This window comes from Enterobacter cloacae complex sp. P12RS (assembly GCF_014895875.1).
GTDB classification, from domain to species: Bacteria; Pseudomonadota; Gammaproteobacteria; order Enterobacterales; family Enterobacteriaceae; genus Enterobacter; species Enterobacter bugandensis.
Genome location: NZ_JADBQO010000069.1, coordinates 1 through 4,701, shown reverse-complemented (window position 1 = coordinate 4,701; position 4,701 = coordinate 1). Strand labels below are relative to the sequence as shown.

Sequence of the window (4,701 nt, the reverse complement as noted above, 5' to 3'; positions counted from 1 at the left end):
GATTTATTCCTTTGAGATTTTACTCAATTAGTAACAATTATATTTTATTACTCTTTCGCAGGAGTGATTTAGCATGGGACAACTTTCGGTTTCAGAAAGTTCAACAGGTAATCAAATAAAAACAACTGCAAAGGAATATCACGATGCAAAGAAAAGTACTGGCTCTGATGATTCCAGCTCTGTTAATGGCTGGCGCCGCGCATGCGGCAGAAATTTATAATAAAGACGGCAACAAATTAGATCTGTACGGAAAAGTAGATGGTCTGCACTATTTCTCCGATGATGCCTCAAAAGACGGCGATCAAACCTACATGCGTCTGGGTTTCAAAGGTGAAACGCAGATTAACGACATGATGACCGGCTACGCGCAGTGGGAATATAACATTCAGGCGAATAACACCGAAGGGTCTGATAATCAGTCCTGGACGCGTCTGGCCTTCGCGGGTGTCAAAGTGGGTGACTACGGTTCCTTCGATTATGGTCGTAACTATGGCGTGCTGTACGACGTGGAAGGCTGGACCGATATGCTGCCTGAGTTCGGCGGCGACTCTTACACCTATGCGGATAACTTTATGACCGGCCGCGCCAACGGCGTGGCAACCTACCGCAACACTGACTTCTATGGTCTGGTGCAGGGTCTGAACTTCGCGCTGCAGTATCAGGGCAACAATGAAGATGCCAGCAACAATCAGGAAGGCACCAACAACGGCCGCGACATGCGTTATGAGAATGGCGACGGCTTCGGTATTTCAACCACCTATGATTTCGGTATGGGGTTCAGTGCCGGTGCCGCCTACGCCTCATCTGACCGTACAAATGACCAGGTAAGCGCAGGTACTGGCGCTGCGTCTCAATATGCGGGTGGTGATAAAGCGGATGCCTGGACTGCAGGCCTCAAATATGACGCAAATAATATCTACCTGGCGGCGATGTATTCTGAAACCCGTAATATGACGCCGTACGGTTCAGGTGATAGCAAATCAGGCGGCGGTATTGCCAACAAAACTCAGAACTTCGAAGTGACCGCACAGTACCAGTTCGATTTCGGTCTGCGTCCGGCCATTTCTTACCTGCAGTCTAAAGGGAAAGACCTGGGCAACGGTCAGGGCGATCAGGACCTGGTTAAATATGCGGACGTAGGCGCGACCTACTATTTCAACAAGAACATGTCCACCTACGTTGATTATAAAATCAACCTGCTGGATGAAGATGACAGCTTCTACAAAAACAACGGTATCAGCACCGACGATGTCGTTGCATTAGGCCTGGTTTACCAGTTCTGATGGTCAGAGCCCGCAGCGTCATGCGGGCTCTCCTTTTTTTGATGTTTGTCTCGCAACAGCGCTTTATCGCGATATTGTTGAGGATAAGTTGAAAGAAAGCGGGTTAGACTGCGCCGATATCCCCCTCTTCATTAAGGATACCTGCGTTGTTTGGTCGTATATCTGTTACCATTCTGACACTTTTAGCATGCTTGTGGATGGCGTTAATCTTTGATTTTCGAGATATTGTCGGGCATCTCGGCACGCTGCTAAACCATCTGGATCACCATTAACAGTGATTCCCAGAAAAAAGCCACCAGCAGTGCCGGTGGCGGTCATACGCATTTCGAGCGTTATTTTTTCACGGGTTGCGGTTTTTTATCCCCTGATTCCGGGGCCTCACGCGGATCGTCTTTTTCTACACAGAGCATAATTTCTCCTGTTTTAGAAACCCACTTCCACTATAGCCAGGCTGATAAAAAAAAGGCCAGGCGGTAATTAATCTTGATTGGTCTCTTTTTTGCGAAACGAGAGATAGCCAAAAACACCGCTTTCGCCGTCGCTCGGATGGTTTACGCCATCCATCACCGTCACTTCTGGGAAATCAAACGGCGACACATTTTTAAAACAGGCCACATTGACGCCGTATTCATTTGGGTTAGAGCGACGCTGATGGAACGTGTAAATCCCGCAGACCGAGCAGAAGAAATGCCGCGCCGTCCCCGTGTTGAACCGGTACTCCGTCAGCTTATCCTCACCTCTGGTCACGGTGATACCCGACAGCGGTGCAGAGACCACAACCGCGCCCCGCATACGGCAAAAAGAGCAGCTGCAGCGCCGCGCGGTATTCAAGCCGTCAGTCAGTTCGACGGTAAAAGCCACCGCACCACAGTGGCACTGTGCATGACGAATGTCAGCCATTGGCTATACCCCTTTTCTTACCAGTTCGGCAGCTTTGAGAAAAACCTCATCTTCTACACCATCGCCTTTCTGCCTGCCCAGCCTGACAAGTTCGTTGACAATGCTGTCACGATCGATCGTTTTTTGCGATGAAACCAGCCCTATAACGGCGGCCCCAATCGCCAGCCCCACTAATCCTGTTTGTTCGTCTTTGTTCTTCATACTCATGCTCCTGATACAACAAACAAGCGTAGCAGGATTTTTCAGACCGTTTTCAGGCGTTTTACTATTTCGCCTGGATCGCTGTTATTCCGACACGCTGGCCGTATGAGAGCTCTAAGGTATTACCGTCAGGATCGGCAAAAAATACATAATAACCGACGGGGTCACCCAGATCTTCCGGCGCTTTCCTCAACACCCCTTCTTTAGCGGCCATCGCAGTTTTTCTGTCAATTTCTTCGCGCGTGGCGCAGGCAATCCCAAGGTGGCCAAAATGCCCCAGCGGCGTATCGGTCACGGTGTCCGCCTGCACCAGAACCAGCGCAAAAGGACGCGTATGGTCAGTTAGCCACGCCACTTTACGGGCAGTTGGAAGATCGGGCTCACGCGAATGGATGACGTCCATCCCGGCATATCGGCGATAGAAAGCAAGGCTCTTCTCCAGATCCCTGACCATAAACGCAACATGAGTGAATCCTATATCAATGTCTTTCATTTTAAGATGTTACTCCTGTATCAACATGTCGTAGCCATCTTAAAAGCTCAAGTTAACTTGAGGTCAACGGTGAATTTGTGCGGTCCTGATGATGTTCAAAAAAGAATAAAGGGACAGAAATGATAAAGCGCCGCCGTGGCTGAAATATTCACGACGATGCTCAGCAAAAACCAGGTTTTGAAGGGTTGCTTCTGCGTTTTATGGCGAAAGAGCTGTTGGCCCAATATGGCGCCTGGCCACCCTCCCACAGTACCAAACGTCAGTAAAGTGACTTCCGGTATCCTGCGCATCGCTTTTCGTGCCGCCGTTTTGTCGACACCATAAATCGCTATCGTCAGCATATTAATCAGCAGAAACCACATGGCAAAAGGATACGAGGAAAAAAAGCTGCCGATCGCAGCGAAGATCAGCAGAACAAAACAAAAGCGATTCAATGTCATAGGGTCAGTCACGGAATATGTAAGCGTATGTCGGGAAAGCATTATACGCTATCTTACGCATGTATCCGGTCAGGTGCTATCAGCCCGCTATTGCATGCGGGCCTCAAAATGAATGACCTCTTCGACGCACCGAATTGCATTTTGTGAAGCTGCGCATACGCGCCATCATGAGCAAGCAGTTCCTTATGGCTTCCGCGTTCAACGATAACGCCAGTTTGTTTTGATCCCCCCTCCCGGATGGCGAACAGAAAGCCGACTACGCTTTATTAGCTATTGCGCAGAGTGTAAAACGTGCTGGCATTCGCCGCCGGAATCCGTACCATACGCGGCATACTTTTGCCTGCTGGCTATTATCTGCCGGCGCTAACCCGTCTTTCGCCGCTACTGGCTCCGAAGGTAGTAATAAATGCAAGAAAATCAACAAAATACAAAGAAAGAACAATACAACCTGAATAAGCTACGCTGATTTTGCCAACCCATTGATGTCATTTGATTTATCATTTAATTCAATTAGTTATAGCATAATAACTTCTCCCTAAAGCTACCCAGAACTACATTTTTTGTGCCCTTTTTTTGCCCCTTTTTCGCTTTTTTGCCCCTAAATTTGCCCCTAACTTTAGCCAGTGCTCCCCCTTCCTCTCCCTGCCCTATACTTTCAGTGTGACATCTGGCTCGAGGTTTCTATGTGTGGACGTTTTGCACAAGCTCAAACGCGTGAAGAATATCTGGCTTACCTGGCCGATGAAGCTGATCGCAATATTCCATACGACCCGGAACCTATTGGACGTTATAACGTGGCGCCCGGTACCAAAGTTCTGTTGCTTAGCGAACGTGACGAACAACTGCACCTTGATCCTGTTTTCTGGGGTTACGCACCCGGGTGGTGGGATAAGCCGCCACTGATTAACGCGCGCGTCGAGACAGCGGCCACCAGCAGGATGTTCAAACCTCTCTGGCAGCATGGCCGGGCAATCTGCTTTGCTGATGGATGGTTCGAGTGGAAGAAGGAAGGCGACAAGAAGCAACCATATTTTATTCACCGGGCAGACGGTCAGCCGATATTTATGGCCGCGATCGGCAGCATACCGTTTGAGCGAGGCGATGAAGCAGAAGGTTTTCTGATAGTAACGTCTGCCGCTGACAAAGGCCTAGTGGATATTCATGACCGCCGGCCCCTGGTCCTATCGCCAGAAGCGGCCCGGGAATGGATGCGCCAGGATGTTGGAGGAAAAGAAGCGGAAGAGATTGTATCTGACGGCTCTGTACCAGCTGAGATGTTTGTCTGGCATGCTGTGACCCGTGAAGTAGGAAATGTAAAAAATCAGGGGAGAAAATTGATAGAACAAATAGATATATAATATGATGTACTTTTGATGTGTACTTT

The 4,701-nt window shown here is 49.0% G+C and carries 7 protein-coding genes and 2 pseudogenes; 3 read left to right on the top strand and 6 right to left on the bottom strand.

Annotated features, from left to right (window positions below):
* The first annotated feature begins 143 nt into the window (after window positions 1-143).
* Entirely contained in the window at window positions 144-1,283 is a 1,140-nt protein-coding gene (gene ompC / locus IM284_RS22605; protein WP_028013315.1) for a porin OmpC, read from the top strand.
* A 332-nt stretch (window positions 1,284-1,615) separates the two neighbouring features.
* Here the strand turns inward: ompC and IM284_RS23505 are convergent, their stop codons facing one another.
* From IM284_RS23505 to IM284_RS23500, 6 genes and pseudogenes are all read right to left on the bottom strand, one after another.
* Window positions 1,616-1,693, bottom strand: coding sequence for a hypothetical protein (locus IM284_RS23505; protein ID WP_223239581.1), 78 nt, complete (start codon window positions 1,691-1,693; stop codon window positions 1,616-1,618).
* Between the two features lie 67 nt (window positions 1,694-1,760).
* Window positions 1,761-2,183 (bottom strand): GFA family protein, encoded by a 423-nt coding sequence (locus IM284_RS22600; RefSeq protein WP_041909734.1) that lies wholly within the window; start codon window positions 2,181-2,183, stop codon window positions 1,761-1,763.
* Between the two features lie 3 nt (window positions 2,184-2,186).
* Window positions 2,187-2,384 carry a hypothetical protein gene (locus IM284_RS22595; protein ID WP_028013317.1) on the bottom strand — a complete coding sequence of 66 codons (198 nt, stop codon included), beginning with the start codon at window positions 2,382-2,384 and terminating at the stop codon, window positions 2,187-2,189.
* Between the two features lie 64 nt (window positions 2,385-2,448).
* Window positions 2,449-2,877 carry a VOC family protein gene (locus IM284_RS22590; RefSeq protein ID WP_047368659.1) on the bottom strand — a complete coding sequence of 143 codons (429 nt, stop codon included), beginning with the start codon at window positions 2,875-2,877 and terminating at the stop codon, window positions 2,449-2,451.
* Between the two features lie 95 nt (window positions 2,878-2,972).
* Window positions 2,973-3,317, bottom strand: a complete 345-nt coding sequence (locus tag IM284_RS22585) for a DUF1294 domain-containing protein (protein WP_045260635.1) — start codon at window positions 3,315-3,317, stop codon at window positions 2,973-2,975.
* 125 nt (window positions 3,318-3,442) lie between these two features.
* Window positions 3,443-3,535, bottom strand: a pseudogene (locus IM284_RS23500) (ABC transporter); the annotation flags it as partial.
* Window positions 3,536-3,553: 18 nt separating this feature from the next.
* Here IM284_RS23500 and IM284_RS23495 point away from each other — a divergent pair.
* Both IM284_RS23495 and IM284_RS22580 read left to right on the top strand, forming a co-directional pair.
* Window positions 3,554-3,703, top strand: a pseudogene (locus IM284_RS23495) (site-specific integrase); the annotation flags it as partial.
* A 297-nt stretch (window positions 3,704-4,000) separates the two neighbouring features.
* Complete coding sequence (locus IM284_RS22580; protein WP_163332259.1) at window positions 4,001-4,675, top strand: SOS response-associated peptidase; 675 nt, start codon at window positions 4,001-4,003, stop codon at window positions 4,673-4,675.
* Window positions 4,676-4,701 lie beyond the last annotated feature (26 nt).

Coding starts and splice junctions, on each gene's coding strand:
- IM284_RS22600 (WP_041909734.1), bottom strand. CDS start 2,183: ATGGCTGACATTCGTCATGCACAGTGCCACTGTGGTGCGGTGGCTTTT.
- IM284_RS22585 (WP_045260635.1), bottom strand. CDS start 3,317: ATGACATTGAATCGCTTTTGTTTTGTTCTGCTGATCTTCGCTGCGATC.
- IM284_RS22590 (WP_047368659.1), bottom strand. CDS start 2,877: ATGAAAGACATTGATATAGGATTCACTCATGTTGCGTTTATGGTCAGG.
- ompC (WP_028013315.1), top strand. CDS start 144: ATGCAAAGAAAAGTACTGGCTCTGATGATTCCAGCTCTGTTAATGGCT.
- IM284_RS23505 (WP_223239581.1), bottom strand. CDS start 1,693: ATGCTCTGTGTAGAAAAAGACGATCCGCGTGAGGCCCCGGAATCAGGG.
- IM284_RS22580 (WP_163332259.1), top strand. CDS start 4,001: ATGTGTGGACGTTTTGCACAAGCTCAAACGCGTGAAGAATATCTGGCT.
- IM284_RS22595 (WP_028013317.1), bottom strand. CDS start 2,384: ATGAAGAACAAAGACGAACAAACAGGATTAGTGGGGCTGGCGATTGGG.